The sequence below is a fragment of the uncultured Aquitalea sp. genome, from assembly GCF_945957525.1.
Lineage (GTDB): Bacteria > Pseudomonadota > Gammaproteobacteria > Burkholderiales > Chromobacteriaceae > Aquitalea.
The window spans coordinates 39,412-64,613 of record NZ_CAMFLA010000018.1; the positions used below are offsets into that span (position 1 = coordinate 39,412).

At 55.5% G+C, this 25,202-nt stretch carries 16 protein-coding genes; 2 read left to right on the plus strand and 14 right to left on the minus strand.

Annotation, left to right across the window (positions count from 1 at the left end; translation table 11 throughout):
* Positions 1-34 precede the first annotated feature (34 nt).
* The 12 genes from neuB to gltB all read right to left on the minus strand — a co-directional run bounded on the left by neuB (position 35) and on the right by gltB (position 17,629).
* Positions 35-1,156, minus strand: coding sequence for an N-acetylneuraminate synthase (gene neuB / locus Q0P52_RS15725; RefSeq protein WP_293764889.1), 1,122 nt, complete (start codon positions 1,154-1,156; stop codon positions 35-37).
* The gene (locus tag Q0P52_RS15730) at positions 1,153-2,376 is read right to left on the minus strand and encodes an acyltransferase (RefSeq protein ID WP_293764890.1); all 1,224 of its coding nucleotides are present in this window, start codon (positions 2,374-2,376) and stop codon (positions 1,153-1,155) included. Before Q0P52_RS15730 ends, neuB begins: the two co-directional genes overlap by 4 nt.
* A complete protein-coding gene (locus Q0P52_RS15735; protein WP_293813772.1) occupies positions 2,373-4,391 on the minus strand; it encodes a hypothetical protein in 2,019 nt (672 codons plus the stop codon). Before Q0P52_RS15735 ends, Q0P52_RS15730 begins: the two co-directional genes overlap by 4 nt.
* A 48-nt stretch (positions 4,392-4,439) precedes the next feature.
* On the minus strand, positions 4,440-5,513 hold the full coding sequence (locus Q0P52_RS15740; RefSeq protein ID WP_293764892.1) for a nucleotidyltransferase family protein: 1,074 nt from the start codon (positions 5,511-5,513) through the stop codon (positions 4,440-4,442).
* A 39-nt stretch (positions 5,514-5,552) separates the two neighbouring features.
* The gene (locus tag Q0P52_RS15745) at positions 5,553-6,623 is read right to left on the minus strand and encodes an NAD(P)-dependent oxidoreductase (RefSeq protein ID WP_293764893.1); all 1,071 of its coding nucleotides are present in this window, start codon (positions 6,621-6,623) and stop codon (positions 5,553-5,555) included.
* 6 nt (positions 6,624-6,629) lie between these two features.
* The gene (locus Q0P52_RS15750; RefSeq protein WP_293764894.1) at positions 6,630-7,571 is read right to left on the minus strand and encodes a glycosyltransferase family 2 protein; all 942 of its coding nucleotides are present in this window, start codon (positions 7,569-7,571) and stop codon (positions 6,630-6,632) included.
* Positions 7,571-7,930, minus strand: a complete 360-nt coding sequence (locus Q0P52_RS19355; RefSeq protein ID WP_366062555.1) for a GtrA family protein — start codon at positions 7,928-7,930, stop codon at positions 7,571-7,573. Before Q0P52_RS19355 ends, Q0P52_RS15750 begins: the two co-directional genes overlap by 1 nt.
* A 74-nt stretch (positions 7,931-8,004) precedes the next feature.
* Positions 8,005-9,321: a lipopolysaccharide biosynthesis protein RfbH gene (rfbH, locus tag Q0P52_RS15755; RefSeq protein ID WP_293764895.1), complete on the minus strand. Its 1,317-nt coding sequence runs from the start codon at positions 9,319-9,321 to the stop codon at positions 8,005-8,007.
* A 12-nt stretch (positions 9,322-9,333) separates the two neighbouring features.
* Complete coding sequence (rfbG, locus tag Q0P52_RS15760; protein ID WP_293764896.1) at positions 9,334-10,398, minus strand: CDP-glucose 4,6-dehydratase; 1,065 nt, start codon at positions 10,396-10,398, stop codon at positions 9,334-9,336.
* A complete protein-coding gene (gene rfbF / locus Q0P52_RS15765; protein WP_293764897.1) occupies positions 10,395-11,165 on the minus strand; it encodes a glucose-1-phosphate cytidylyltransferase in 771 nt (256 codons plus the stop codon). Before rfbF ends, rfbG begins: the two co-directional genes overlap by 4 nt.
* Before the next feature lie 479 nt (positions 11,166-11,644).
* Positions 11,645-13,060 (minus strand): FAD-dependent oxidoreductase, encoded by a 1,416-nt coding sequence (locus Q0P52_RS15770; RefSeq protein ID WP_293764898.1) that lies wholly within the window; start codon positions 13,058-13,060, stop codon positions 11,645-11,647.
* 120 nt (positions 13,061-13,180) lie between these two features.
* On the minus strand, positions 13,181-17,629 hold the full coding sequence (gltB, locus tag Q0P52_RS15775) for a glutamate synthase large subunit (protein ID WP_293764899.1): 4,449 nt from the start codon (positions 17,627-17,629) through the stop codon (positions 13,181-13,183).
* Positions 17,630-17,901: 272 nt separating this feature from the next.
* Here gltB and Q0P52_RS15780 point away from each other — a divergent pair, with 272 nt between their 5' ends.
* Together Q0P52_RS15780 and Q0P52_RS15785 are read left to right on the plus strand one after the other, a co-directional pair.
* On the plus strand, positions 17,902-19,419 hold the full coding sequence (locus Q0P52_RS15780; protein ID WP_293764900.1) for a phosphatidylserine/phosphatidylglycerophosphate/cardiolipin synthase family protein: 1,518 nt from the start codon (positions 17,902-17,904) through the stop codon (positions 19,417-19,419).
* 500 nt (positions 19,420-19,919) lie between these two features.
* Positions 19,920-22,178: an arginine/lysine/ornithine decarboxylase gene (locus tag Q0P52_RS15785; RefSeq protein WP_293764901.1), complete on the plus strand. Its 2,259-nt coding sequence runs from the start codon at positions 19,920-19,922 to the stop codon at positions 22,176-22,178.
* A 204-nt stretch (positions 22,179-22,382) separates the two neighbouring features.
* Here the strand turns inward: Q0P52_RS15785 and Q0P52_RS15790 are convergent, their stop codons facing one another.
* Both Q0P52_RS15790 and Q0P52_RS15795 read right to left on the minus strand, forming a co-directional pair.
* Complete coding sequence (locus Q0P52_RS15790; protein ID WP_293764902.1) at positions 22,383-23,300, minus strand: sensor domain-containing diguanylate cyclase; 918 nt, start codon at positions 23,298-23,300, stop codon at positions 22,383-22,385.
* A 188-nt stretch (positions 23,301-23,488) separates the two neighbouring features.
* Positions 23,489-25,099, minus strand: a complete 1,611-nt coding sequence (locus Q0P52_RS15795) for a methyl-accepting chemotaxis protein (RefSeq protein ID WP_293764903.1) — start codon at positions 25,097-25,099, stop codon at positions 23,489-23,491.
* Between the last annotated feature and the right edge of the window lie 103 nt (positions 25,100-25,202).

Here is a 25,202-nt window from a genome sequence, read left to right on the forward strand (position 1 = left end):
TTAATCCAGTCAAAATCCCGTTGCGCCAACATCACTACAGATTGTCGCCAACATTCAAATCCAGTTTGGCTGTGCTGCCCACAAGATCCCACAACTGCTCCGCACCAAGGCCCTCGCCAGTCCGCGCCGTAGCCAGATCATCGCGCTCCAATCGCTGTCCCGCCTTGATCGGGCGCGCGGCAACCACCTGCTTTCTGACGGCCGCCCGCGTATCCCACTCACTGTCGTTGGGGGCCTTCGCAGCACTTCCCATTGCCACTTCCAGCCGACGGATAGCATCCACCATCTGAGCCAATTCGGCAGGTTCAAGGGATGCTGCGTGATCAGGCCCTGGTAATTTGCGATCCAGCGTGAAGTGCTTTTCAATCACCACAGCGCCAAGCGCTACCGCGGCAGTCGGGATCAGGGTGCCTTCCGTATGATCGGAATAACCAATGCGCAGTCCGAAAGCCTTGCCCAGCGTCTGCATGGAGCGAAGGTTAACTTCATGCATCGGCGTCGGATACTGCGAAGTGCAATGGAGCAAGACAACTTGTTCTGCAAGCGTTGCTCTCGCCGCTTGCGAAGACCACGTGCGCCAAACCTCACCCAAAGAGGCGGGTTCGCTTTCGTGAGTAATGGCATGGCAAATGGTTGCAAGCGCAGCCTCCACCTCGGAAAGCGTAGCCATTCCAGTAGACACCACTAACGGTTTGCCAGTATGGGCAAATTTCCACAGCAACGGAAGGTTAGTCAGCTCCCCGGAAGGCACTTTGAAAAACGGCATATTCATTTCGCAAAGGAAGTCCAAACTACCTTCGTCAAAAGCCGTGGAAAGAAACTGGATGCCGCGTTCGACACAATAGGCCTTCAGTTCATGATGCAGGTCATGCGAGAGCTCCAGTTGCTTTAGCATTTCATACTGACTGCTCTCTGCACCGGTCTGCTTCGCTTGATATGCCGCCTTCGGCGCCGCCCGAGAAACTAGTTTTTCAGTCTTGAATGTCTGAAACTTGACCGCATCCGCCCCAGCGGAGACTGCCGCATCGACAAGGCGAAAAGCCATTTCTCGGTCGCCATTATGATTGACGCCCGCCTCGGCGATAATAAAAACATTGTTTTGACTGCCAAATGCCATAGCCACCTCGAATGACATGTCTAAAGGGGAGGAGATCATGCCCAAGACAACAGCTTGCGCATGCGCTGTCTAAGAGGCTTCTCCAGCCACTTATAAGAAATCGCTGAAAAAATATAAATACCAGCCCAAGCCATAACCACATGCAGGAATCGCGTTCCCGGCAGAGATAAGGCCGCAGCATAAAAATAAATATGCCAGATATAGACCGAGTAACTTCTCTCCCCCAGCCTTACACACCAATTCGTGGACAGCAACCTAGAAAAATATCCTGAGCGATTGGCATAGCAACAATAAATGCAAAAGCAGACAACCGGGGTATAACCGAATATTTTATAAATTTCCCCAACCACAGGAATCGAATTTTGATAAGGGAGACAGCTAGCAACAACATATAAAGGCGTCAGAACCTGCCCAGCCCTTAAAAATGTTGAATCAGAGTAATCACAGTGCCTATCAACATGTTTTAGGCAATAATCCGCAACCACAATACCGCATAAAAATTGCAGCAACCGAGAATACGGAGACACATACCAAACCCAGAATGCAAATGAAAACTCCGGGCTTCTAGATACAGAAGCCATCTCACCAAAAAGAGCAACCCCTAATTTATCCCAACCCACCTGGCTTGTATACAAACCTTTGAATAAAAGCGACAGCGTTGCCACAGCAAATACAGCAACAACACCGGGCATCTTCCAAGAAAAATTTCTTGATTTCAGAAGCCAATACCAAAATAGTGGATAAAATGCATACATCAACATTTCAGAACTAACCGACCATGCAATGCTAGCACGTGGAAACATGTAATAGAGCGCAGTTCCCGCGCTTGTCAGTTGATAAAACCATGACTGCGACATCGTCACAAAAAAAGGAACCGCATGTATCATATCAGACCACGGGATGCCACCACTGTGCGCAATTAAAAGGAAATCTATCGCAAAAGTCGCAAAAAAAAGTGGATACAGCCGAGATACTCGCGCAACAAAAAAAGCATGAAATGATTTCAAGGACCCATTAATTTTTGCGCTGTAGTTATAATGAATAATAAATCCACTCAACACAAAAAAAACATCCATCCCGAGAAATGCACCGTTTGCCAAAAAACGCCCAAAATATGCAGTTTCTCGAGAGACGAAACCCAAAGTAAGATGATTAAGAAGGATGAAAAAAGCGGCAAAAAAACGCAACCCAGTCAATGACGGGACATCAGGGCGAATCATTGCAGAATCCGCTGAATTACCACCATCATTATTAGTCACCACCTCTTCGCCCCCTCCGTCCAAAAGCCATACCCACTATTTTTCAAGTCTGAATTTTTTGATATGGCAATCTTTGCATAATCATAATCAGGAGCCTGCCTATAAATAAGCTTGTAATCCTGACCATTGGAATAATAAACAAATCCAGGCTTAAGATTAAAGTTCGGAATATCAATCAATTTATCTGCCCCACCCCCGACGGTATCCGTATAAGAGAGAGGTATTGGTGCTATAGATCCATCCGGCCTCAATGAAACACTACCCGGCTGTGCAAGTCTATTCGACAGTGGATAGTAACCATGATTTTTCTTATAGTCTTCCAACTTGCCACTCAACACACGAAGTGACTCCATCATCTCCGGATAAATTCGCGACTCTTGATGAAGAGCGATATCAAATATTTTACCAGCATCAGGCTCCCACCCCCTACCCAATAAACTATGAGCAGAGATGGCGAAAACTATGCCAAGGCTTGGATGATAATCTCCATTTGAAATCTCAAGAAAAACATGTCTGGCTGAAAAATCATATTGGCTGATATTATAGCGCTCGCGATAATATCCATCATGAAACAGCAGCTCGTTATTCCCCCAAGTGCGATATTCATTCACATCTACGCCAAGAGTACCCCGACCACCACGTGCGTAAATGAGATTACCCGTGTACTCATAGTTCCATATTTGACGATCGCCAACTCTGTAGCCGGAAGTACGATCAACCATAATGAATGTCCCCACATCAGAGAGCTCTTTGGCATGTTTTTTCACATAGCCCGATATAGCATCTTGACGGATCCAGTCCCGCCAAACGTCAGCGCCGATGAACATTGATGTCATTGAGAAAGACGCAAACAGACAGGAAATAAGGACATAACCTGCTTGGACACGAACTCGGTCATGTCTGACCAAAGCCAAACCAGCACTAATACAACCAAGCAAAAAAATCAGAACTGCTGGCAGTCCAGGTAAAATATGACGACCTTCATAATAACTTGTGAGTATGGGTGGCTTACCCACCAGCACATAGGGCAGGATGGCAAAACATCCAAATACAATACCCATACAAGCCAATACTATTGATTTCCCAATACCACGCAGTAGCAACTCCCGCCCCTGAAAAGCAAGAATTAGCAAAAAATAACTGATGACAAAAGCAATAACCAGACCCTTGGTAGAGCTGCCAAAAAAAGCTACTGCGAGTAGATCATGCACCGCCTTAAAAAAAGCCGGCAAAATTTGGAATGCATTCCAAATTAAATCGGAAAACTGAATCGCATTATAATCAGCATACATTTGAGAATGCTGCGTCGTTACCCACTTCAACACATAAAAAATAACCGGCAGCAAAACAAAAATTGCGTTTAATTTTATGAAAACAGACAGCTCAACCCAGAACGAGGCTTGTACATCACTAATTTTCCCCCTGAGCATGACCCAAAGATCCTTGCAACCAGAAATCTGCAGCCTAGGACCCAAACGGTAGCGAAAGAAAAAATACGCCAGCAACAGGACATAGAGAACGAGCAATGAGTTAAGGTAAAACGAGAAAAAGAAAAAAGGCAGCGCAAACAGCCTTCTGTGTTTATCAAAATTCCTAGAAATGATCAGCGCGCCAAGCCAGAAGCAAGCAATATACAAACAATAAAAGGCCACGCTTGTTTGGTACCGAACCAAGGCAACTGGCGTAATGGCATGCAGCGTGGCCAACACAAAGGCAGTCGGAGAGTTGACCCATCCCTCCTCCCGGAAAAATTTAGCCACCAATACGGAAGAGGCACCCCAGAATATGAAAACAAACCACCGAATTGCCAGCGCAGGATTAGGCAGGCTGTTGATTGCATAAGTAGCATATCCACCCCACCATATACCGAGTTCGCGCCCAATACGAACAGCCTCTTCTTTACCTTTGAATATCCAGACCCAGTCATCCCAAAAATAGCCTGGATTGCTCAATGAAAAGTAGCAAGAGAAGAACAGCAGAAAAAAAACTAAAGGCAGCCTTTTTAAGGTTAGCAATTTAATTACTCAGCAAGATGGTTCGATATGAAAGCTAGCCTAATGGGTTCACTCGAAAATTGTGGCCGCAATATCATAGTCGCTAGGGCGGCCAACATCCAGCCAATGCTCATAAATCGGGAAGCAGGAGACCTTTTTCCCTTTTTCAATTAGCCGCTCAGCCACATCAGTCATATTAAATTTTCCTGTTGATGGCAGATGCTCAAAAACCTCACGCGAGACGAAATACATTCCACTATTGACCATGAATTTATAGACAGGCTTCTCATCTATTTTTGCCACGACCCCGTCCTCTTCGGCAATAACCCCGAATGGAACTTCAACATGGTACTGAGTGGAGGCAATAGTCATACAAGCGTTGGTACGCATGTGATCAGCAAAAAACATTCTCACATTCAAATTGGTCAGAATATCACCATTGAAAACCAGCATATGCTCATCAGGCTGATCCACCAATGCCAGCGCCCCACCAGTGCCTAGCGGAATTTCTTCATTGATATAATGAATCTCCACCCCAAACCGGCTACCGTCCCCAAAGTGCTCTATTATTTTTTCCGGCAGATAGTGCGTCGTGATATAAAATTTACGCACACCGAACTCAATCATTTTCATGATGCTGATTTCCAGAATAGGTCGCCCATTCACTTTCAGCATCGGTTTGGGGGTTGTATCGGTAAATGGCCGCATCCGAGTACCAAACCCACCCGCCATGACAATTGCCGAAAAATTCTTTTTCTGAAAATCATACTCATGACAAAGATGGTCTGCACCAATTACATCTACAGGCTGACCACCCCCATCTACCAGCACAAGCTGACGTAAGCTGTGCTCGGCAAAAATGGCTCTGCGCTTATCATCAGTTGAATCCGCACTTGCCGTGATCGGCTCAGCTCTCGCACTGGAGTGCTTGATCTTGAGCACCTCACGCGCAGAATCGGCCAACCCACGGCCAGCAAGAAAAGCACGACGCACATCGCCATCAGTAAAAATATTTACAAACTTACCTTCATCGTCGTAATACAAGCAGCATGCTACAGAGCCGCTATTTTGAATGCAGGCGACCACATCGGAAATTCTGGATTCCGCAGTAACAGAAATTCTGGAGAGCTCGATATTTTTCATTACAATCGCTCAGTATTTATACAGAATGGGAACGCAGGCTTATACCTTAATATCAAGCCACTGGCTGGTTCGAACAATTGCATCAGCAAGGCTGGTCGCGTTAGAAAGCAGACCCTCCTGGCTTGCTTTTTCAATGTCTGCCAGGTACTTGTTCACCTCGGCACCAGGAACTGCAGGCGTCATGATTTTAATTGAATCTGCGCTTACGCCATGACATTTGGCTACAAGAGCGGCAAGCTCCTTTATGGATAAAACTTCTGCTCCGGCAATGTTATAGGGCACTCCAGAGCGAGCCCTCACCAGCATCTTTATTAAGGCAGTAGCTAGATCAGCCGCATACAAGTAAGAACGCAATGGCGTTCCATCCCCACCAATGACGATATCTTTCTTTGCCCTTGCATCACGGATAAAGTTTCCGATGGCATAGTTGGCATCCATGGGCAAATAGGGTCCGATAAATGCAAAGCATCTGGCAATAGCCACACGGAAACCGTGTTTTTTTGCCTCAGCGGCAGACATTATTTCCATCATCCGCTTGGTCTGCCCATAAACAATCTTTTCGCTAATCAAGGCTGACATGCTGTCCACTTCCTCGACAAAGCCCCGCTCTCCACGGCATTCCAGGACGGAGGTATAAACCCCGCCAGAGCTCGTAATAAGCAGGGAGCGAATTTTCTTCTCTATCGCCAGCTGAAGTATGCGGTTCATGCCAATCACACCGGCACAAACATGCTCGCTTGCCCAATCATCCCGCCCACCCAAATTGGGAACCGACGCCGCATGGATGATATGGCTGATTGCTCGTTTAGGAAACTCGAAATCATTCAGGTCTCCCTCCACCCAGTACAAGGAATCATTCCCCTGCAAATGCGGATACCGTGCAAAAAATTTGGCTGCGTCTCGAAGAAGCACTGTAACAGTAAGGTTCAGCTTCTGTTCACGCGACATCCATAACAAGCTTTCAACCAGCCAGATCCCAAAAAAACCGCTCGCACCAGTAACGAAAATATTGCCGTTCACAAAATCATGCTGAACATCTTCAGTCTGCTGACAGATAGCTCGCAAATCTTGCTCAAAGAGTGAAAATCCTGCAGGAATTGCTGTATTCATGGCTACTCAATCGAAATTAATGCGTTCTCTCTCGACAACCATCGGCCGCTTGACCGTATGGGTCACAAGGAGGCCGATGTATTCACCCAACATCCCAACCAAGAAGAACAAAACGCCAAGAAAGAAAAACAAGGCGATAGCCAATGGCGCAAACCCGACCTGGAAGTCATCCCAAGCAATGATTTTTCGTACAAAATAGTAAACCCCCAGCATGAAGCTTAAGCCACTCATGGTCCCGCCAATAATGGTAGCCAAGCGCAAAGGCGCCTTGGAATGGTTTACTACACCGAGAAGAGCACTATCAAGGTAAACAAAGAAATTACCTTTTGACAGACCAGACTTACGTAATGGCTTATCAAATGGAACCTCAACCCGCGGATAACCAATCTCACAAATCAGCCCCCGGAAATATGGATATGGATCTTTAATTTCCCTCAAGATATCCATGACCCTTTTGTCATAAAGGCCAAACCCGGTGAAATTTCTTACCTGATCAACCTCAGAGATTCTAGTTATCAGCGAATAATATATCTTTCTAAGATAAGGAGTAATGCCCTTTTCTTCATGAGAGCGGCGCACACCAATGACTATCTTGCTTCCCGCTAGCCAATTTTTTACAAAATCAACAATCAACTCCGGGGGATCTTCCAGATCGGAAGCCATACCGATGACCGCATCTCCCTGTGCTTGCAACAAGGCATGATAGGGCGAACGGATATGCCCAAAGTTACGCACATTAATAATTGCTTTGATTCTTTTATCAGCATCACACAGCTGCTTGATTTTCTGATCTGTCCCATCGACACTATCGTTGTCGATGAGAATTATTTCATAATCCAAATCAGGAAACTGACTCATTGCGAGTCCAATACGTCGCGTCAGTTCTTCAACATTATCAACTTCGTTATAACAACCTGCAACAATGCTGACCATCTTGGTTTTACTCATTATCTTGCGCTCTTAAATGTAAATTTTCGGTGACCCACATAAGAAAATACGACGCTAATGACCATAAGGCCAGCTTGCGCAATCCAGAAGGGTACTCCAAACTGGCTTACTAACAACCAAAGCCCGGCAATCCCAAGTAGCGTACTACCGCCATACACAACGTAACAGCGAAGATATTCAAGAAACCAGTGTGACTTGCTTTTAAAAACAAGAAATTTATTGGAAAAAAAGGAAACCGTAATGCATACAACATTAGTGAAAACAGTAATCAGAACCAAATGAAACTTTGCCTGAAAAAGATAATATACTGCTACTGTAAATACATATGCAAAGACAGTGTTTCCTCCGCCTACCAACACATAGCGAAGAACTTCTGCTGTTGAAATCCCTTTCTTTCTGGCCAGCCCGTCAAGGCTGGCCGCTAGTGCCCTGATCAAAAATTGACACCCAAAAAGGCTTCAATCTTGGTAACAGCCCAATCCAACATTTCCTCTGTCAATGCCGGCTGCACTCCAATCCAGAAGGTGTTGTTCATTACGATATCAGTATTGGTGAGTTCACCCACTACGCGATAAGTGCGACCGATCATATAGGGTTGGCGAGTAAGATTGCCCGCAAACAACAAGCGGGTACCAATACGGTATTGATCAAGGTACTGAAGCAATTCCACTCGAGAAACCGGCGCATTTTCGCGAAGCGTGATAGGAAAGCCAAACCAGGAAGGGTCGGACTTTTCAGTAGCCTCGGGCAAAATGAGAAACTCTTCACAGCTGCGAAGACGATTCTTGAGATAGGCGAAGTTGTCTTTGCGCTTTTGTACGAAGTCAGGAGCCTTCGCTAGCTGAGCCAACCCGCAAGCAGCTTGCATGTCCGTGATCTTGAGGTTGTAACCCAGATGGCTATAGGTGTACTTGTGGTCATAGCCTTCCGGCAGGCTTCCCAGCTTCTGGCAGAAGCGTTTGCCGCAGGTGTTATCGCGTCCCGGCGCGCAATAGCAATCTCGCCCCCAATCGCGGAAGCTTTCAGCAATCTTCTTCAGCTCTTCATTATTGGTGAATACCGCGCCGCCCTCACCCATGGTGATGTGGTGGGCCGGATAGAAACTTACCGTTCCGATATCGCCGAAGGTGCCCACCATCTTGCCATCATAGGTAGAGCCCAAAGCATCGCAGCAGTCTTCGATCAGCCACAGATTATGCTTCTTGCAAAGTGCGGTAATGGCCTCGAGGTTGTAAGGATTGCCCAATGTGTGTGCCAGCATGATGGCTTTGGTTTTAGGACTGATGGCGGCTTCGATCTTGCTGGCGTCAATGTTGTAGGTGCCGAGCTCCACATCGACGAAAACGGGCACCGCACCAAACTGAATGATCGGATTAACAGTTGTGGGAAAGCCTGCGGCAACGCCGATGACTTCATCCCCAGGACGAATTGCTCTTTCACCAAGCTTGGGAGACGTGAGCGTACTGAATGCAACCAGGTTTGCCGAAGACCCGGAGTTGACGGTGATGAGATATTTCACCCCATAAAACTCAGCGAGCTTGCGTTCGAATTCGTCATTGAAGCGACCGGTTGTCAGCCAGCCATCCAGCGAGGCCTCTACCATCAGTTGCAACTCTTCAGCACCAAGCAGCTTGCCAGATGGAGGCACAACCGTCTGGCCCGGGACAAACGGCTTAGCTGCCAAGGCCTGCTCGGCGTATTCCGCTACCAATTGGCTGATTTTCTCACGTAGGATTTTGGTGTCAGTCATTTATTCACACTCTTAATGCTTGATGGGGGTGTTTTGATAGTCTTGGATTTGCCTCAGGCACAACTGGCGTACATCGTCGCCGGCAAGCCAAGCCTTATGCCAAGACACGATTTTTTCGAGAGCCTGCTCCAGAGACCAACGAGGGCCCCAGCCAAGGCGATGACGCGCCTTGGAAATATCCAGCTTCAGGAAACCGGCTTCATGAGGCTGGGCAGCATCGTCGAGTTGCCAGTTGGCGCCATCGCCCCACTTTGTACGCAGTTCGGAAACAATCCATTCAACCGGCTTTGCATCTTCGTCTCTGGGCCCGAAATTCCACCCCTCGGCATACGCGGAGGGTTCTTCCCAGAGTTTCTCGGCCAGCGCCAAATAGCCGGACAAGGGTTCCAGCACGTGCTGCCAAGGGCGGGTAGACAGCGGATTGCGGATCACCACAGGCAAGCCTTGCTCGAAAGCCCTGAGCATGTCAGGGATCAGCCGATCTTCGGCCCAGTCTCCGCCACCGATGACATTGCCGGCGCGCACTGTGGCAAGGGCAATACCGGCCTCCTGCATGAAAGAGCGGCGATACGCAGAGCTAACCAGCTCCGCGCAACCCTTGCTGCTGCTGTACGGATCATGGCCGCCCATCGCTTCATCTTCGCGATAACCCCATACCCACTCGCGATTCTCGTAGCACTTATCCGTTGTGATATTGACAACCACCCGGGCGCTACCGACTTGTTTTATCGCCTCAAGCACATGTACCGTACCCATCACATTGGTTGCATAGGTTTCTACAGGGTATTTGTAGGAGTAACGCACCAAAGGCTGGGCAGCCATGTGGATGACTATTTCGGGCTGGAAATCCTGAACTACTCGCAATACATGCTCAAAATCGCGGATATCACCAATTTCCGAGCGCATGCCTTGGGCAATATTTGCGGCCTCGAACAACGAGGGGGTGCTCGGAGGGGCCAGTGCCAGTCCCTGAACTTCTGCACCAAACGATTGCAGCCATAACGACATCCAGCTGCCTTTAAAACCGGTATGGCCCGTCAGCAAAACACGTTTGCCTTGCCAGAACTCAGGCCTCATTCCCATACCTTCCAAGGGGCCTTGCCGGTGTTCCACAACTCTTCCAAGTGCTGCTTGTCGCGCAGCGTATCCATCGGCTGCCAGAAGCCATCATGCTTGAAGGCTTCCAGTTGACCGCTACTGGCCAACGCTTCCAGTGGCTGACGTTCCCAGATGGTGCTGTCGTCTTCGATGAGGCTGATGACCTTAGGAGAGAGGACGAAGAAACCGCCATTGATGTAAGCGCCATCGCCATTGGGTTTTTCCAAGAAACTATGCACGGTATTGCCATTGATCTCCAGCGCGCCAAAGCGGCCAGGGGGTTGTACTGCTGTAACCGTTGCTTGCTTTCCGTGCGCTTTGTGAAACTCGATTGAAGCCCGAATATCAACAGTGCCCACTCCATCGCCATAGGTAAAACAAAAATCCTCATCGCCGAGGTAGCGTGCAACTCGTCTCAGTCGTCCGCCCGTCATCGTATTTTCGCCTGTATCTACCAAAGTCACACGCCACGACTCAGCGTTATTCTGATGCACTTGCATTTCGTTGCTTCGCATGTCAAACGTAACGTCCGACATATGAAGGAAGTAATTGGCGAAATATTCTTTGATGACATAACCTTTGTACCCGCAGCAAACCACGAAGTCATTAATGCCATGCGCGGAATACATCTTCATGATGTGCCACAGAATGGGGCGCCCGCCGATTTCAATCATCGGCTTCGGTTTGAGATGTGTTTCTTCAGAAATGCGGGTGCCCAGACCACCCGCCAGCAGCACTGCTTTCATCTATTGACTCCAAAACTGGAATTACTTATACAAGTAAGGACACCTACAGGCAAAAGGCAAAACGCAGACCCTAGTCCAGACGCTATCATATCTGACAATTGCCTCGCCGCGCTCTCTTGACAAATCAATCACACAAACCGCGAGTTCAGGTTTTAGGACCACCAAGATGCGCCTGCACCATGCGTCTCTTCACATCGCGACAGTTCCTACTAGTCGTAATGAGCTGTGTGAAGATCATATTCTTGAAATATTACACCACGCAACTATCCGAGAATTAAGTAACTTCGGCTTGATTCTGTATCACACCACTCGAAGTCCCCGCTCGACAAGTCAAACATTCAAGCATAGTAAATGTTAATTACAATAACAATACAAATTCAATAAATTTACCTGATTGACAGTATCTGGCTTCGACCCGACTTGAAAAGCAAAAAACCTGCCAGATGGCAGGTTTTTTGCTTTTCAAAACCCATGAATTACTACCAGATCCCAAGATAGGACAGCATCCCCTCCGCCGCCTCTCGTCCTTCGAAAACGGCCCGCACAACGAGGTCTGCGCCGCGCACCTGATCACCACCGGCAAAGATTTTGGCGTGACTGGTCTGGTACTTGAATTTGCTGTTGCCGGTGGCAATGGTACGACCGTTTGCTTGTGTTGTAACGCCAGCGCGGTCAAACCAGTTGGCCGCCTCCGCCTGGAAGCCGAAGGCGATGATGACGTGATCGCATTCGATGCTTTCTTCGCTGCCGGGCACGATTTCGGCGTTGCGACGGCCTTTGCCGTCGGGTTCGCCCAAGCGGGTTTCGGCCAACTTCACGGCAAGGGCGCCGTTCGGCAGTTGTTCGATGGCCACTGGCTGGCTGTTCCAACGGAACTCCACGCCTTCTTCCCTAGCGTTGGCCACTTCTCGCTTTGAGCCCGGCATATTGGCCTCATCCCGGCGATAGGCGCAGGTAACGCGCTTGGCGCCTTGACGAATGGCGGTGCGGTTACAGTCCATGGCGGTGTCCCCGCCACCCAGCACCACCACGCGCTTGCCGGCCATGCTGACCGGCGCATCGTCAGCCGGCAGCGTGTCCATGCACTGGCGCACGTTGTTGATCAGGTAGGGCAGCGCTTCCAGTACGCCGGGAAGGTCTTCGCCTGGGAAACCGCCCTTCATGTACTTGTAGGCGCCCATGCCCATGAACACGGCGTCGTACTGCTCAAGCAGGGCTTCGATTTCGATGTCCTTGCCGATTTCGGTATTCAGCACAAATTCGATGCCCATGCCCTCCATGATCTCGCGACGACGCTTGACCACGGACTTTTCCAGCTTGAACTCGGGGATGCCGAAGGTGAGCAAGCCACCGATTTCTTCATAGCGGTCGAACACCACCGGTTTGACGCCATTGCGCGCCAGCACGTCGGCACAGGCAAGACCTGCTGGGCCGGCGCCGATGACGGCGACTTTCTTATTGCTCCACACTACCTTGGACATGTCGGGACGCCATCCGGCTTTCCAGGCTTCGTCGGTAATGTACTTTTCGATGCTGCCGATGGTAACTGCGCCAAAACCACCCTGATTCAGGGTGCAGGAGCCTTCGCACAGGCGGTCTTGCGGACAGACGCGGCCACAGATTTCCGGCAGGCTGTTGGTCTTGTGCGACATCTCGGCGGCTTCGAACAACTTGCCTTCCTTCACTAGCTTCAGCCAGTTGGGAATGTAGTTGTGCACCGGACATTCCCATTCGCAATAGGGGTTGCCGCATGACAGGCAGCGGCCAGCCTGATCGGCGGCGTCCACGCTGTGCAAGGGTTGGTAGATTTCCTTGAATTCGATCTTGCGCACGCTGGCTTCTACTTTTTCGCCAGGGTTGCGCGAGAGTTTCATGAACTGGAATACGTCGCTCATGATCGTTTCCTGTCTGTGAGGCGGCGGCTCGTCTGAGTGGATGCAAACCGCGCCGTGTGTTCCGTTACGGCGGGAGGATCTGCCTCCCGCCACTGATTCTGATGCACCCTGAATTGCCGCTTAATCCTTCAGCAGGCTGTCCAGCGTGGCGGCCTTCGGCTTCACCAGCCAGAAGTAATCCACGTAATCGTCGAAGTTTTCCAGCATGGCGCGGCCGGTGGCGGAGCCTGTCAGCTCGACATGCTTGGCGATCTTCTCCAGCAGGAAGGCGCGGTACATGCCCATGGCCTCGCCGTTGATCAGGTGGATGTCGATCAGTTCGTTGTTGTAACGGTAAGCAAAACGCTCGCCCGGGTCGTAGACGAAGGCGAAACCGCCGGTCATGCCTGCGCCGAAGTTGTAACCGGTTTCGCCCAGCACGATCACGGTGCCACCGGTCATGTATTCGCAGCAGTGGTCGCCTGCGCCCTCAATGACCGCCAGCGCGCCTGAGTTGCGCACCCCGAAGCGCTCGCCAGCCACGCCCGCCGCAAACAACTGGCCACCGGTAGCACCGTACAGACAGGTGTTGCCGATAATGATGGATTCGTTCGGCTTGTAACTGGCGTTCTTCGGCGGGTAGATGGTGACGCGGCCGCCGTTCATGCCCTTGCCAACGTAATCGTTGGCATCGCCTTCCAGCTCCAGATGCAGGCCGGCAGCGTTCCACACGCCGAAGCTCTGACCCGCGCTGCCGGTGAACTTGACGTTGAGGCAGCGGAACGGCAGGCCGGCTGCGCCGTGCACGCGGGCGATTTCACCCGACAGGCGCGCGCCGATGGAGCGGTGAATGTTTTCGATCGGGTAGGAAAGCTCCAGCATTTGCTTGTTGTGGATGGCCGGCAGCGCGTCCTGCAGAATCTGTTCGGCCAACTCGCCCTTGTCGAAAGACGGGTTGCTGTCGCTGATGCAATAGCGCGGCACGTCGTCCGGCACGGTTCCTTGCGACAGCAACGGGCTGAGATCCAGCTTCTTCTGCTTGTCGCTCTGCCCTTCCAGCACGTCCATCAGGTCCATGCGGCCGATCAGCTCTTCCATGGAACGCACGCCCAGGCGCGCCATCCATTCGCGGGTTTCGCGGGCGATGAACAGGAAGTAGTTCATCACCATTTCCGGCAGGCCGACAAAATACTTGGAGCGCAGTTTGACTTCCTGCGTGGCCACGCCGGTGGCGCAATTGTTGAGATGGCAGATGCGCAGGTATTTGCAGCCCAGCGCCACCATCGGGCCGGTGCCGAAGCCGAAGCTTTCCGCACCGAGGATAGCGGCTTTCACCACGTCGAGGCCGGTTTTCAGGCCACCGTCGGTCTGTACGCGCACGCGACCGCGCAGGCCGTTGGCGCGCAGCACCTGCTGCGCTTCGGACAGACCCAGCTCCCACGGCGAACCGGCGTATTTGACCGAGGTGAGCGGCGATGCGCCGGTGCCGCCGTCATAGCCGGAGATGGTGATCAGGTCGGCATAGGCCTTGGCCACACCCGCGGCGATGGTGCCCACTCCCGGCTCGGCGACCAGTTTCACCGACACCAGCGCCTGCGGATTGACCTGCTTCAGGTCGAAAATCAGCTGGGCCAGGTCTTCGATGGAGTAGATGTCATGATGCGGCGGCGGCGAAATCAGGCTGATGCCTTCCTTGGCGTGACGCAGACGGGCAATCAGGCCGGTCACCTTGTCGCCCGGCAACTGGCCGCCCTCGCCCGGCTTGGCGCCTTGGGCCACTTTGATCTGCAGCACTTCGGCATTGACCAGATAATGCGGTGTGACGCCGAAACGGCCGGAGGCCACTTGCTTGATCTTGGACATCTTCTCGGTGCCGTAGCGGGAAGCGTCTTCGCCGCCTTCGCCCGAGTTGGAACGACCGCCGAGACGGTTCATGGCGGTAGCCAGCGCCTCGTGCGCTTCCGGCGACAGCGCGCCCAAGGACATGCCGGCGGAGTCGAAGCGCTTGAGGATGGCTTCGATCGGCTCAACCTCATCAACCGGAATCGGGCTTTCGGCCAACTTCAGCTGCATCAGGTCGCGCAGCATGGCTACCGGGCGAGTGTTCACGGTTTCCGCGTATTGCAGATAGGTGGCGTAGTCGTCGTTTTGCACCGCTTTTTGCAGCAGTTGCACTACGTCCGGGTTGTAGGCGTGGTATTCCTCGCCGTGCACGTACTTGAGCAGGCCCCCTTGCGAGATAGGACGCATGGGATTGAAGGCGAAGCGGGACAACTGCTTCTGGTCGTCTTCGAAATCCTCGAATCCGGCGCCGGAAATGCGCGAGACAGTGCCCTTGAGACACAAGGCCACCACGTCTTCGTGGATACCCACCGCTTCAAACAGCTGGGCGCCGCGATAAGAGGCAATGGTGGAGATGCCCATCTTGGATAGCACCTTCAGCAGGCCCTTGTTGATGCCCTTGCGGTAGTGCTGCAAGGCTTCGTTGACCTTGCAGCCGACCACGCCGCTGTTCACCAGATCGATGATGGACTGATACGCGAGGTAGGGGTACACGGCAGTGGCGCCGTAACCCAGCACACAGGCCATCTGGTGCGCGTCGCGCACTGTGCCGGTTTCCAGCAGGATGTTGGTCTTGCAGCGCAAGCCGCAGTCGATCAGCGCATGATGCACCGCGCCGGTGGCGAACAGCGCATGAATCGGCAGGCGCCCCTGTGTGATGTTGCGATCGGACAGCACCACGATGACGGTGCCTTCGCGAACGGCTTCCACCACGTACTGGGCGAGCTTCTCAATGGCGTCCTTGAGCGTGCATTCGGCCGGGTCGTAACACAGATCAAACGTGGTGGCCTTCAGATAGGGCTCGGGGCGCGTAGTGACGCGCACGAACTTCTCATGCGACAACACCGGAGAGCGCACTTCCAGCCGCTTGGCGTGCTCGGCGCTCTCTTCGAACATATTGCGCTCGGGGCCGAACACGCTGTTGAGGGACATCACCACCGCTTCGCGGATGGGGTCGATCGGCGGGTTGGTCACCTGGGCAAACTGCTGACGCAGGTAATCGAAAGGCGAACGCACTTTTTGCGACAGCACGGCCATCGGCGTGTCGTCGCCCATGGAGCCCACGGCTTCCTGGCCGTCTTCGGCCAACACCCGCAGGATCTGGTCGCGCTCTTCAAAGCTGATGTTGAACAGCTTCTGCATCTGCGTCAGTTGGTCTTGCGGCATGGCTTCGATGCCGGCGTCGTCTTCAATCGACAGTTCCAGGTACTTGGCGCTGTCCTTGATCCACTGGCGATACGGCTTGGCGCTCTTGAGCTGGGCGTCGATGTCTTCCGGCATCAGGAGCTCGCCGGTAGCAAGGTCGGCGGCAAACAGCTGGCCCGGCTTCACGCGGCCTTTTCTCACCACGTCTTCCGGCTTGTATTCCCACACGCCCACTTCCGAAGCGATGGTGAGAATGTTGTCGCGGGTCAACACCCAGCGCGCCGGACGCAAGCCGTTGCGGTCCAGCATGCAGCCGGCGTAGCGGCCATCGGTCAGCACGATGCCGGCCGGGCCGTCCCACGGCTCCATGTGCATGGAGTTGAATTCGTAGAAGGCGCGCAGATCCTTGTCGGTGGAGTCCACGTTTTGCCAAGCCGGCGGCACCAGCAGACGCAGCGCACGGAACAGCGGGATGCCGCCCATCAGCAGGCCTTCCAGCATGTTGTCCAGGCTCATGGAGTCCGAACCGTCGGTCTGGACTATCGGGCGGACCGCGTCCATGTCAAGGTGCGGCGAGGCCATGATGCGCTCGCGGGCGCGCGCCCAGTTGCGGTTGCCCTGCACGGTATTGATTTCACCGTTGTGCGCCAGGAAACGGAAAGGCTGGGCCAGCTTCCACTGCGGCCAGGTATTGGTGGAGAAGCGCTGGTGGAACACCGCCAGGCTGGACTCGAAACGCGGATCGCGCAGATCGAGGAAAAAGGCCGGCAGATTGTCCGGCGTCACCAGCCCCTTGTAAGACAGGGTATGCGGCGACAGCGTCGGGATATAGAAGTAAGGATCGTCCGCCTTGTTGGCTTTTTCAGCCTGGCGACGACCCATGTACAGACGGCGCTGGAAGCCCAGTTCGTCCATGCCAAACGGACAATTCACAAACACCTGCACAATGGCGGGCAGGCTGGCCAGCGCGGCCTCGCCACAGGCGTCGTTATTGGTGGGCACCACGCGGAAACCGGCCACTTCCAGCTCTTGCGCCTCAAGGAACTCCTTCAGGCGGCGCAGGCTGCGCTGACCAGCCTCTTGCGAGGGGTGGTGAAACACCAGACCGGCGGCGTACACTGCCTTGAGCGAAATATTGGCCTCGGCGGCCACCTCGCGCAGGAAACCGTCCGGCTTGCGGAACAACAGGCCACAGCCGTCGCCCGATTTGCCGTCGGCGGCCACCGCGCCGCGGTGGGTCAGTTTGGCCAGCGAGGAGATGGCGGTCTCCACCAGCCAGTGGCTAGGTTTGTCGTCAAGCTGGGCGATGAGGCCGAAACCGCAGCTATCCTGCTCGAAATCCGGGTTGTACAGGGTGCCCTGCAACCATTGCTGTCTGTCCATTTCTCTGTCCTGCTTATAATTGTCGATCGAATGATTCGATTCTAAGGGCAATATGCTTGACCTTGCAACATCATATTGTGCGTCGCATTAATGCTTTTATATCAAATAATTACGTGATTTTTTCGAGTAAAAAATCAGGGAAAACCCGATGCGGTTTCAGCATTTTTTTCTATTTTTGTGACGCGCAGATTCAAATTTACGACTCGTTTTCGCGCACAAAAGACCCATCCAAAACGATAAATACGGCCCATTATTGAATATTGTCAAACAAAATGCAGACCGATTCGAAAAACCATTCCGGCAATAGCGGCAATCCGATGGATTTTGTCCGCCAACTGGCGGATCAGGCCTTCTCCCGTTCCGCCGGCGCGCCGCTGGTGGCCGGCAATCACATGGGTCTGCTGTTTGACAGCACGGAAAACTTCCCCGCCTGGGAAACCGCGCTGGCGGGCGCGACGGACAGCATCTTCATCGAGATGTACATTTTGTCCAACGATGCCTTCGGCCAACGCATGCTGGATATCCTGACGCAAAAAGCGCGCGAAGGGGTAAAGGTGTGCCTGTTGTACGACTGGCTGGGCAGTTGGCAGCTGGCGCTGCGGCGCGGCTTTCGGGCGTTGCAGGCCGCCGGCGGCGAAGTGCGCGCCTACAATCCGCCCACCCTCACCGGCGGGCTGACGCTGCTGGGGCGCAACCATCGCAAGTCGATCGTGGTTGACCGCAAAACCGCCTTCATTTCCGGCCTGTGCATGAGCGCCAGCTGGCAAGGGCAACCCGACAAGGGCATTCCGCCCTGGCGCGACACGGGGCTGTGGGTGAGCGGCCCGCTGGTGGCGGACGCACTGGCGGCTTTTGCCGACAGTTGGTCCAGCTGCGGCGGCGCGCTGGATGAGCGCTGGTTGCGCACTGCGCTTGAGACGGCAAACAATGGCGCAGTATCCGCGCGGCTGATCGCCACCACCCCCTCCACCGCGCACATGATGCGGCTGGACTTGCTGATCGCCAGCTTCGCCCGGCGCACGCTGTGGCTGACCGATGCCTATTTCATGGGTACCAGCACCTATCTGACCGCGCTAAAGCAAGCCGCCCGCGACGGCGTGGACGTGCGGCTGCTGGTGCCGCGCTCCAGCGACATCCGCTGGATCGCCACCGTGTCGCGCACATTGTTCCGCCCGCTGCTGGAGGCTGGAGTGCGGGTGTTCGAATGGAATGGTCCGATGATTCACGCCAAGACGGCGGTGGCGGATGGACGCTGGGCGCGCATCGGCTCCACCAATCTGAATCTGTCCAGCTGGCTGGCCAATCGCGAAATCGATGTGGCCATCGAGGACGAAAACCTGGCCGGACAGCTGGCCGAGCAGTTTCTCAAGGATCTCGACAACGCGACGGAAGTGGTGCTGGCCGGCGCAAGGCGACGACCGGAACTGACCCAGCCGCGCCGCTGGCGCATGCCCTCGCCGGCGGAGGCCGCGCGCAGCGGGGCCAGCGCGGCGGCCCGCCAGGCAGCGCGCATCGGCGATGCGCTGGGCGCGGTAGTGCGTGGGTCCCGCACTATCGACGCCAGCGAGGCGTCCGCCTTTCTCACCATTGGCCTCGCCCTGCTGCTGCTGGCGACGGCCATCGTGTTCTTTCCCTGGCTGGTGGCCGGCCCGCTGGTCTTCCTGCTGGCATTGAGCGGCGGCGCGATAACGCTGAAAGCGCTGGCGCTTTATCGTGATAGAAAGTACAAAAAACAACAGTTGGCCGAAGGCAAAAACACGTCGCCGCCAGATGAAGGCCATACCCCGTAAGCCACCGAAAAACAAACGCTTAGCCTTTGTCCAGGCAGCCTGAAAAACCTTTTGGCACAAGGATTTGCCGCGCTTTATTTGATCAAACCATGAGCTGTTGCGCTGCATTGATATTGCTTTGCAACACAAGCGCGCTAAAAGGTCTACAATGCGCGCTTTCTTGGGATGTTCTCCAAGCCGGCCGACGTGAAGGACGCACGCAAAACGTGCTCCCTAAGAAAGCCCCGGGGCCCCGGTTCCTCACGCAGACCGATGGCCGCCGTACCGGGTTTTTCGTGCGCACCGCGGCGCAAAGCGCCCCGTTTTTTACGCGCCTATAAGGCCAGCCATCCGCGTCGTCCGTTCGTGACGGCCATTGGACTGCGCCCCAACGCGCACCGAGCGACACTGCCGGCAGGCGTTGCAGGTGCACGATCCGCTGACGGCCACGCCGGGCGGCATGCCTGAAGCGCCCTCCCGATCGACAGTGTCCGAGTTATTGACATAACAAGGACTCAGGTATGCGTTTCCACTTCCCCATCGTCATCATCGACGAGGACTTCCGTTCCGAGAACACCAGCGGTTCCGGCATCCGCGAACTGGCCGCCGCCATGGAAGCCGAAGGCATGAGCGTGATCGGCTACACCAGTTACGGCGATCTTACGTCCTTCGCCCAACAGCAAAGCCGGGCCGCCGGCTTCATCCTGTCAATCGACGATGAAGAATTCCAGACCGATGACGCGACAGAAAACGCCCTCGGCCAGTTGTACAGCTTTGTGGCTGAAATCCGCCGCCGCAACCCGGACATCCCGGTTTACCTGTACGGCGAAACCCGCACCGCGCGCCATATTCCCAACGACATCCTGCGCGAACTGCACGGCTTCATCCACATGCATGAAGACACGCCGGAGTTTGTGGCACGCCACATCATCCGCGAATCCAAGAGCTATCTGGACACCCTGGCGCCGCCGTTTTTCCGTGCGCTGGTGGACTACGCGCACGATGGTTCCTATTCCTGGCACTGCCCCGGCCACTCCGGCGGCGTCGCCTTTCTGAAGAGCCCGGTGGGGCAGATGTTCCACCAGTTCTTCGGTGAAAACATGCTACGCGCCGATGTGTGCAACGCGGTGGACGAGCTGGGCCAGCTGCTGGACCACACCGGCCCCATCGCCGCCTCGGAACGCAACGCGGCCCGCATTTTCAACGCCGACCATCTGTTCTTTGTCACCAACGGTACCTCCACCTCCAACAAGATCGTGTGGCACAGCTGCGTGGCGGCCGGCGACATCGTGCTGGTGGACCGCAACTGTCACAAGTCCAACCTGCACGCCATCATCATGACCGGCGCGATTCCGGTGTTCCTGATGCCCACTCGCAACCATTACGGCATCATCGGGCCGATTCCCAAGTCGGAATTCCACCCGGACAACATCCGCAAGAAAATCATGGCCAACCCCTTCGCCCGCGAAGTGCTGGAGAAGAACCCCAAGGCCAAGCCGCGCATTCTCACTATCACCCAGTCCACTTACGACGGCATCCTCTACAACGTGGAAGAGATCAAGGGCTTGCTGGATGGCGAAGTGGACACGCTGCACTTTGACGAAGCCTGGCTGCCGCACGCCAGCTTCCATGACTTCTACGGCGACTTCCACGCCATTGGCGAAGGTCGTCCGCGCTGCCAGGACAGCCTGATTTTCTCCACCCAGTCCACCCACAAGCTGCTGGCCGGCATCAGCCAGGCCTCGCAGATTCTGGTGCAAGACCCGCAAAACCGTCAGCTGGATACCGCCTGGTTCAACGAGGCCTATCTGATGCACACCTCCACCAGCCCGCAATACTCCATCATCGCCAGCTGCGATGTGGCGGCGGCCATGATGGAACAGCCGGGCGGCCAGGCGCTGGTGGAAGAGTCGTTGGTGGAAGCGCTGGATTTCCGCCGCGCCATGCGCAAGGTGGACGAAGAGTACGGCCACGACTGGTGGTTCAGCGTGTGGGGACCGGAAGACCTGTCCGACGACGGTATCTGCGACCCGGTGGAGTGGGAGCTGACCCCCGGCGCGCGCTGGCACGGTTTTGCCGGCATCGAAGAAGGCTTCAACATGCTGGACCCGATCAAGGCTACCGTGCTGACGCCGGGCCTGGCCGTGGACGGCAGCTTTGAAGAGATGGGCATCCCGGCCGCCATCGTCACCAAGTACCTCACCGAACACGGCGTGGTGGTGGAAAAAACCGGCCTGTACAGCTTCTTCATCATGTTCACCATCGGCATCACCAAGGGCCGCTGGAACACGCTGATTTCGCTGCTGCAGCAGTTCAAGGACGACTTCGACAAGAACCAGCCAATGTGGCGCGTGATGCCGGAATTCGTCGCCAAGTACCCGCAGTACGAACGCGTGGGCCTGCAGGACCTGTGCCAGCGCATCCACGGCCTGTACGCCAAGCACGATGTGGCTCGCCTGACCACGGAGATTTATCTGTCGGAAATGGAGCCGGCCATGCGCCCGGCCGACGCTTTCGCCCGCATGGCGCACCGCGAGATCGAACGCGTGCCGGTGGACCAGCTGGAAGGCCGCGTCACCGCCGTCCTGCTGACGCCTTACCCGCCGGGCATCCCGCTGTTGATTCCGGGGGAGCGTTTCAACAAAACCATCGTCGACTATCTGCGCTTTGCGCAGGCCTTCAACCGCGAGCTGCCGGGTTTTGAAACCGATGTGCACGGTCTGGTGGCCACCGAGGTGGAGGGTCGCAAGGTATACGGCGTAGACTGCGTGAAGCAGTAAACCCGCTGACAAAACCCCAGGTCCCGCCTTGAGCCTCCTGGTCGTACTTCGTGTACCGCCTGCGGCTCAGGGCCTCTGCCAGGTGTTGTTTGCGGCGCCAGGCCGCTTCAGACCGGCCTTCGGCCAACCTTGTGTAAAAAGCGGGCGCTTCGGCGCCCGCTTTTTCTTTGTTGCGCCGTGCTTTCGGGCTGACACCCCCATCGCTCAGAGGATGACAAAGCGGTTGCGGCCGCCCGCCTTGGCCAAGTACAGGGCCTCATCGGCGCGGCTCAACACGGTTGACGTGTTGTCGTCGGGCCGCAGCAGCGTTACCCCGGCGGAACAGGTATAGGAAAAAGTGGGCAGGTCGAGCAGCGGGCGCGCGCTTTCCGTCACTGCCAGCATCGCCTGCACGGTCAGCGCCGTCTCCTCCTGCTCCCGGTCCGGCAGCAGCAAGAGAAACTCCTCGCCGCCCATGCGACCGAAACCGTCATGCGGTTTCAACAACGGCGGCACTCGCAAGGCAAAATCGCGCAACACCTTGTCCCCGGCCAAATGCCCCAGCCGGTCGTTGATCTGCTTGAAGTGATCCAGATCGAGGATTGCCAGCGCGCCCGGCGACTGCAGGCGTCTCTGCCTTGCCAGCAGGGTTTCCAGCTGCCGCATCACATGCAGGCGGTTGCTGACGCCGGTCAGCGTGTCGGTCAGCGAGGCGCGCTCCGCCAGATCGCGCGCCTGCCGCAACTCGCGTTCGCTGGCGCGCAGATTGGTGATGTCCGAGCCGATGCACAGCATCCAGCCATCGGGCTGCACGGTTTCGGTCATCCAGATCCAGCGCCCATCGGTCACATCGGCCTCAAAAGCGCGAAACGGCTGCTTGCCGCGCCGCGAGCGGGCCGACGCCAGCCAGGCATCGATATCGTCAGTGCGAATCAAGGCGCCGCGCTGCTGGCGGAAATTGCGCAACATCATTTGCGACCAGCTGATGCGCTCGTGCGGATGCACCTGATAGCACTCGCAAAACGCGGTATTGGCGTAGCGCAGACGGTCGTGATTGTCGAACAGGGAGATCAGCAGCGGCGAATCCTGCTGCAGGCCATACAGCCTGGTGGCAATCTCTTCGGCATCGTTATGGGGCGTCATTCACTCACTGTTCCCTGATTTTTTCAGCCATGTCGTATTGCGAGGCGTAGATGAAACAGTAAAAACCCAAGGGGCCCGACAGCGCAAGGAGAGGTCCGCTGCCCCTATGCGATGGACACAACAACTTGACGGCGCGCTGACGCTGGCAGTGCTAGGGGTCGACGCCTCAAGCGTTTTTGTCAGCGGATCTAGATGCGGAAAGCCCCCACCACCTGCTCCAGCCGCTCGGCCTGCGAGGTCAACTCGTCCGCAGTGGCGGACAGTTCCTCGCCAATGCCGGCCGCGGACTGCACCTCGCGGCTGAAGCCGCCCACCAGCGCGTCTATCTGCGACAGCCCCTGCCCTTGCCGTCCGCTGACGGCCGCCAGCTCCCGCATCCAGTCGGCCGTTTTGCGGGTGGCGTCGACAATCTCGAACAGCGCCTCACCGGCGCGCTCGGCACGCGCCACGCTGTCCGAAGTGAGCTGGCTGATGTCCTGCGCCGCTTTCTGGCTGCGTTCGGCCAACTTGCGCACCTCGCCGGCCACCACGGCAAAGCCCTTGCCCTGCTCACCCACCCGGGCCGCCTCCACCGCTGCGTTCAGCGCCAGCAGATTGGTCTGGTATGCGATGTCGTCCACCAGGCTGATGCGTTGGGCTATCTGCCACATGGCCTCCACGGTTTCCTGCACCGCGTTGCCGCCGTCATCGGCCAATTGCGAAGCATGGCTGGCCATCTGCTCGGTTTCCCGCACGCGCAGCACGCTTTTCTGGAAGGACTCGTTCAGCTCGCGCAGGTGCTGGCTGGCCCGTTCCACCCGCTGAGCGTTGACGGCGCTGGCTTCCGCCATGGTTTGCGCCGTACCGCGCACCTCCAGCGCCGTCAGCGCCAGTTGGTTGGTTTCGGCGCGGATCAGCCCGAAGCGGGCACGCAAGCCGTTCACCATGCGCTCCAGCGCGTCCAGCAGGCTGCCGCTGGCATGACTGCCGTGCTGCCATACCAGATCGCCTTCCGCCACCTGGGCCGCCACGGCGGCGGCCTCCTGCGGCTCGCCCCCCAGCCGGCGCAGCAGCCTGTTGCTGACAAAAAACACCAGCCAGCCCACCGCCAGCAGTGCCAACCCCACAGTCACTTGAATGGCGCGCGTCCACCAGGCCACGGCATCGCGGGCCTCGCTCACTTCGCGGGCGGTGCGCTCGTCGATCAGGCGGTAAACGTCGTCGATGGGCTTCATCACTTTGAGCTTGAGCCGGTTGTAGGCGTCGCCGTGCAGAATCTGCCGCGCCATGTCGTAATCGGGCTGGCTGCGCTGGGTGAATTCGCCGTGCTCATCCGGATAGATGCCCTTCACTGCGTTCATGGCTTGGGCGTCCAGTCGGGTCAGCAATTGCGCCTGCTGCTGGGCTTCGTGCAGCCGGCCCAGCTCTTCGGTCGTGAAGCCGGCTTGCTGCATGCGCGCTTCCAGCGCGGCGGGCAGGCCGTCCGGGCGCGGCTTTTCCGGGGATACGGTCACGTAGTCCCAGTAGATGCGCGTGTAATGCTGCGGCAAGGGCCGGTTGCCGTTACGGATGTCCAGCACGGCCTGGTACTGATCGCGGAAGCGGTCTTCGCCGGTGACGGTATAACTGCGCGCCAGCCGGGTGAGATCGTCCGTGCTCTGCCGCAACTCATTGGCCAGCAGATAGCTGGCATAGCGGCGCGACTCGCTCTGGTGCAGGCGTTCGGTCTCCCGCCCCAGCATCGCCAATGCCGCCAGCAGGGCCAGCATCAGCGCGCAACACAATGCGCCGGCCAACCGGACTCTGGTCAAAACCCCCATGCTATACCCCCTGTCGCACATGCCTGTCATCGCCGCCTGCGCGCTGCGCCGGCTGGCGGACGCAAGCCGCCGCCCAGTGCCTGTTGGCGGTTCTTCCTGTTTT

What these genes read in the sequence shown, in the direction of transcription:
- Q0P52_RS15740 (WP_293764892.1), bottom strand. Translation starts at nt 5,513, where the DNA reads ATGAAAAATATCGAGCTCTCCAGAATTTCTGTTACTGCGGAATCCAGA.
- Q0P52_RS15745 (WP_293764893.1), bottom strand. Translation starts at nt 6,623, where the DNA reads ATGAATACAGCAATTCCTGCAGGATTTTCACTCTTTGAGCAAGATTTG.
- Q0P52_RS15750 (WP_293764894.1), bottom strand. Translation starts at nt 7,571, where the DNA reads ATGAGTAAAACCAAGATGGTCAGCATTGTTGCAGGTTGTTATAACGAA.
- neuB (WP_293764889.1), bottom strand. Translation starts at nt 1,156, where the DNA reads ATGATCTCCTCCCCTTTAGACATGTCATTCGAGGTGGCTATGGCATTT.
- Q0P52_RS15790 (WP_293764902.1), bottom strand. Translation starts at nt 23,300, where the DNA reads ATGACGCCCCATAACGATGCCGAAGAGATTGCCACCAGGCTGTATGGC.
- rfbH (WP_293764895.1), bottom strand. Translation starts at nt 9,321, where the DNA reads ATGACTGACACCAAAATCCTACGTGAGAAAATCAGCCAATTGGTAGCG.
- Q0P52_RS15795 (WP_293764903.1), bottom strand. Translation starts at nt 25,099, where the DNA reads ATGGGGGTTTTGACCAGAGTCCGGTTGGCCGGCGCATTGTGTTGCGCG.
- Q0P52_RS15770 (WP_293764898.1), bottom strand. Translation starts at nt 13,060, where the DNA reads ATGAGCGACGTATTCCAGTTCATGAAACTCTCGCGCAACCCTGGCGAA.
- Q0P52_RS15785 (WP_293764901.1), top strand. Translation starts at nt 19,920, where the DNA reads ATGCGTTTCCACTTCCCCATCGTCATCATCGACGAGGACTTCCGTTCC.
- gltB (WP_293764899.1), bottom strand. Translation starts at nt 17,629, where the DNA reads ATGGACAGACAGCAATGGTTGCAGGGCACCCTGTACAACCCGGATTTC.
- rfbG (WP_293764896.1), bottom strand. Translation starts at nt 10,398, where the DNA reads ATGAGGCCTGAGTTCTGGCAAGGCAAACGTGTTTTGCTGACGGGCCAT.
- Q0P52_RS15780 (WP_293764900.1), top strand. Translation starts at nt 17,902, where the DNA reads ATGCAGACCGATTCGAAAAACCATTCCGGCAATAGCGGCAATCCGATG.
- rfbF (WP_293764897.1), bottom strand. Translation starts at nt 11,165, where the DNA reads ATGAAAGCAGTGCTGCTGGCGGGTGGTCTGGGCACCCGCATTTCTGAA.